This window comes from Citrobacter sp. wls718 (assembly GCF_005280945.1).
Lineage (GTDB): Bacteria > Pseudomonadota > Gammaproteobacteria > Enterobacterales > Enterobacteriaceae > Citrobacter > Citrobacter gillenii.
The window spans coordinates 1-3,846 of sequence record NZ_SZWV01000018.1; the positions used below are offsets into that span (position 1 = coordinate 1).

Consider the following 3,846-nt stretch of genomic DNA (forward strand, 5'->3'; position numbering starts at 1 on the left):
GGAGATGGAGGGTCAAGATCACATTTGAGGTCGATATACGGCATGTTCTCCGTACTGTTCATGATGTACATGGTACCCTGCGGCGTGAGTATTCGATGGCATTCATCAATACACTCAAACAACCATGCCAGAAAGGTCTCTTCGTCCCAGGATTCTACGAGCCCGTCAAAATCTTTGCCGATGTTATAAGGTGGGTCAGCAAAAATGAGGTCGACGCTTGTAGACGGCAGTTTTTTCAGTTCGGTCAGCGCATCACCGTGGATTATCTTTTTCGATTCATCGCCAAAATAGACGGGTTCACATCCTGCGTTCATCGTCAAAGCCTCCTTATGATGCTTATAAAAAAGGCGCTTCCCCATGCCGAGTAGCGCCTTTTAAAACAAACATTTAACTGATTAGTATCAGTTCATGCCGTATTTTTTCAGTTTTTTACGCAGCGTACCACGGTTGATGCCCATCATCAGGGCAGCACGGGTCTGGTTACCGCGGGTGTATTGCATCACCATGTCCAACAGGGGCTGTTCTACTTCAGCCAGTACCAGCTCATAGAGATCATTAACATCCTGACCATTCAGTTGAGCAAAATAGTTCTTCAGTGCCTGTTTAACCGAGTCACGCAGGGGTTTTTGAGTTACCTGATCCTGAGAGTTAACGGTAGAAACGGTCAGTACGTCAGAATTTACGCGTTGTTCGAACATAGTTCTGTCAGCTCTTTATTTCTGTTTACGCAAAATTTTCGAAGTATGCCTCCAACGCCGCCAGCTGTTCGCTGGAATCTTCAATGGCGTTGAATGTGCGCCGAAACTGGTCATTTGGAGCGTGTTCCTGGAGATACCAGGATACGTGTTTACGCGCAATTCGGTACCCTTTTGCCTGACCATAAAAGTCGTGCAGTTCCCGAACGTGCGCACAAAGCAAGCGCTTCACCTCTGCCAGAGGCAGGGGGGGTAGCAGCTCCCCAGTGTCCAGATAATGCTGGATTTCCCGAAAGATCCAGGGTCTTCCCTGAGCTGCACGGCCTATCATCAGGGCATCAGCCCCCGTATAGTCGAACACAGCTCTGGCTTTATGCGGGTCAGTAATGTCGCCATTCGCGATAATCGGAATGGAAACTTTCTGCTTAACTGCCCGAATACTGTCGTACTCAGCATCTCCATTGAACAAACAGGCGCGGGTGCGTCCATGAATGGTCAGAGCCTGAATGCCACAGTCTTCAGCCAGTTGGGCAATCTCTACGCAGTTACGGTGTTCCTGAGCCCAGCCGGTGCGAATCTTGAGAGTGACAGGAACGTCCACTGCATTGACGACCTCGGTTAGTATCGATTTCACTAAATCCGGGTACTGCAAGAGGGCTGAACCTGCAAGCTTGCGATTCACTTTTTTAGCCGGACACCCCATATTGATATCAATAATTTGGGCGCCGCTTTCCACGTTAATACGTGCGGCATCGGCCATTTCAACAGGGTCGCTACCGGCAATTTGCACCGTGCGAATTCCTGGTTCATCAACGTGCACCATCCGTAAACGAGACTTATCACTTTCCCAAACCTGCGGGTTAGAAGACATCATCTCGGATACCGTCAATCCTGCTCCCATCTCGTAGCACAGCGTCCTGAATGGTCTGTCAGTGATGCCAGCCATAGGTGCTGCGATCAGGCGATTTCTGAGCTGATATTGTCCGATACGCATGAGTTAAGAAATGATCATACTGTGACTGCAAGGCGGCGTATATTACGCATTTTTTGCACGAGATGAAAGGCCAAACTTTGACCAATCCACTGAGGTGGATCAATGAATTGCCGTAAATGTGAACGGATGAAAATAATTAATTATATAAATCATTGGATTATAAAAATGTGTCTGTTTTATATACGCATATAATTTTGCGTAACTTCTCATTTTTTCTTCATCGCCTGGAGATACTGGCAAGATAATCTGCTGAATTAATCAGCAAATTATCGGGACATTGTGTGATCGTCACCTCATTTTAGTACAGGATCTCGGTGTTGCCTGATTGGCTGTCCTCAACCTCGCGACCATTCAGTGGTTGCAGTGGACGGTTGTTCATATGTCCTACGATGTACCTGAAATTTTCAAGCTGTTCGGTTGAGAGGGACATTGGCGTTTTCAGGACAATCCAGATAACGTTTTCACTACATGGCGGAATCGTCAATGAGCCGCTGTAGCGCCAGTAGACTTTATTGTCGGGCAAAAGTTGGTTGATGTTGACCGGTGAGAAGATGGGCATGTTGCTACCTTCCATGGTTGGAAAGGATTCCCACAAGTTTTTAATGGCTTGATTCGGTTCGTCAACATCAAACATGACAGCCACAATAACGGTATCACCTTGCTGATTTTTGTGGAGCAGCTGGAGCTCCATCGCGTAGTTTTTCCCCTCGATGGTGTGTTCACTCGGTGCGTGAAAATCCAATTGCTTTAAATAGTAAAGCTGATTGTCAATGTTGAGGGTATCAGGGGTATAGCTGTTCATCGTCGCCTGAAGCGTATGATTGATGCTCTGGAACCTTACTGGGCTATCGGTGTACTGCATGGTGAGTATAGGGAGCCCAAGTTTGCTGGTATCGCTGGGCTGAATATTGATAGGGGATTGATTTACCCCGGTCTGGCAACTTTTATACTCGTTGTTGATTTCCCCCCAATGTTCAGGGGAGGTATCTCCGATGCTATATCCCCATGACGATGCCTGCACTGAAAAGGACATGAGGCATGCCAACAGCAGCGTTGTTCTAACACGGATTAGATACATATATTCACCCAGTAAATGCCTGTGTTTAAAAACAAATAAAATCAAATGACTATGTTGAGTATTTTAGCGTTGGGGTGGGGGATTACTGGCTGGTGTATTGTCTGAAAATGGCGCAGCCAGAGAACCACGCCGTAAAGATTTTATTGACCGGTAATGCGGCACCACTCTTCTTTTTCGGGCAGCAGATCGAGTGTAAAGAGATCGGCGTAGTCTTCGCAGACGCCTTCTGAGCTGGTTCTGAAGATTACTCCACGATCACGCGGCCATTGAGCGGTTGTTCTGGCCGGTTGTTGTTGTGATGCATAGTCTGAGTGAATTTTTTAAGCTGTACTTCTGAAAGCGTCATCGGGTGTTTCAGGATAATCCAGGTTACGCCTTCGGTGCAGGGAGGGGTTGTCAGAGAACAGCTAAAGCGCCAGTAAGTCTTATCGATGGGCAGCAGTGCATTAAGATCCATCTGCGTGGTTACTCTGACGTCCTGCTCAGCTTGTTCGGGCATTGTTGCCCACAGTTTATTTAGCTCTGCGTTTTCTGTCCCGATATCAAACATGACTGCGACGACGGCAACATCACCTTTTGCATCTTTGTGCACCAGATGTGCCTCCATGGCGTAATGTTTGCCATGAACGGTATTTTCGCTGGGGGCGTGAAAATGGAACTGTTGGAGGATGAATGGTATTCCATCAATGGTAACGCTATCTTTGGTCGAGGCCTTTAGACCCGCCTGAATGGTATGGCCATTGTTGATGAGCGTGGCCGGTCCATCGGTATAGTGAATGGTAAGCGGTGGGAGATGAGCTGTAAGCGTTGTGTCAATGTTGATGGGGGATTGGTTCATTCCGGCCTGGCAAGTTTTGTACTCCTCGCTGAGCGCGCCCCAGTGTTCAGGAGAGCCTTCTCCTTCATAGCTCCAATGAGATGCAAAAACCGTTGCGGGCATGATGCTTAGCGCCAACAGCGCCGCCTTACCAAAAGCTGTTTTCATACAATTCGTCCAGTGAATGGTTAGTATTTATTTGTTTTTAACTTCAATGAGTTAAGCAAATATTTTAGCGCAGGGACGTTGTGCGGGATGTACA

At 47.5% G+C, this 3,846-nt stretch carries 5 protein-coding genes and 1 pseudogene; all 6 read right to left on the reverse strand.

Going from position 1 to position 3,846, the window contains the following annotated elements; genetic code table 11:
• Positions 1-314, reverse strand: a 314-nt coding sequence (locus FDW95_RS03430; protein ID WP_283202152.1) for a DNA methyltransferase, incomplete at its 3' end; no start/stop codon positions are given.
• A gap of 87 nt (positions 315-401) precedes the next feature.
• Positions 402-698, reverse strand: coding sequence for a DNA-binding transcriptional regulator Fis (fis, locus tag FDW95_RS03435; protein ID WP_000462905.1), 297 nt, complete (start codon positions 696-698; stop codon positions 402-404).
• Positions 699-723: 25 nt separating this feature from the next.
• Positions 724-1,689 carry a tRNA dihydrouridine synthase DusB gene (gene dusB / locus FDW95_RS03440; protein ID WP_115257349.1) on the reverse strand — a complete coding sequence of 322 codons (966 nt, stop codon included), beginning with the start codon at positions 1,687-1,689 and terminating at the stop codon, positions 724-726.
• A 298-nt stretch (positions 1,690-1,987) separates the two neighbouring features.
• Positions 1,988-2,767: a carbonic anhydrase family protein gene (locus tag FDW95_RS03445; RefSeq protein ID WP_115257350.1), complete on the reverse strand. Its 780-nt coding sequence runs from the start codon at positions 2,765-2,767 to the stop codon at positions 1,988-1,990.
• 140 nt (positions 2,768-2,907) lie between these two features.
• Positions 2,908-3,003: pseudogene (gene prmA, locus FDW95_RS23450) on the reverse strand (50S ribosomal protein L11 methyltransferase); the annotation flags it as partial.
• A gap of 8 nt (positions 3,004-3,011) precedes the next feature.
• On the reverse strand, positions 3,012-3,752 hold the full coding sequence (locus FDW95_RS03455; RefSeq protein WP_115257351.1) for a carbonic anhydrase family protein: 741 nt from the start codon (positions 3,750-3,752) through the stop codon (positions 3,012-3,014).
• Between the last annotated feature and the right edge of the window lie 94 nt (positions 3,753-3,846).

What these genes read in the sequence shown, in the direction of transcription:
- fis (WP_000462905.1), bottom strand. Translation starts at nt 698, where the DNA reads ATGTTCGAACAACGCGTAAATTCTGACGTACTGACCGTTTCTACCGTT.
- dusB (WP_115257349.1), bottom strand. Translation starts at nt 1,689, where the DNA reads ATGCGTATCGGACAATATCAGCTCAGAAATCGCCTGATCGCAGCACCT.
- FDW95_RS03445 (WP_115257350.1), bottom strand. Translation starts at nt 2,767, where the DNA reads ATGTATCTAATCCGTGTTAGAACAACGCTGCTGTTGGCATGCCTCATG.
- FDW95_RS03455 (WP_115257351.1), bottom strand. Translation starts at nt 3,752, where the DNA reads ATGAAAACAGCTTTTGGTAAGGCGGCGCTGTTGGCGCTAAGCATCATG.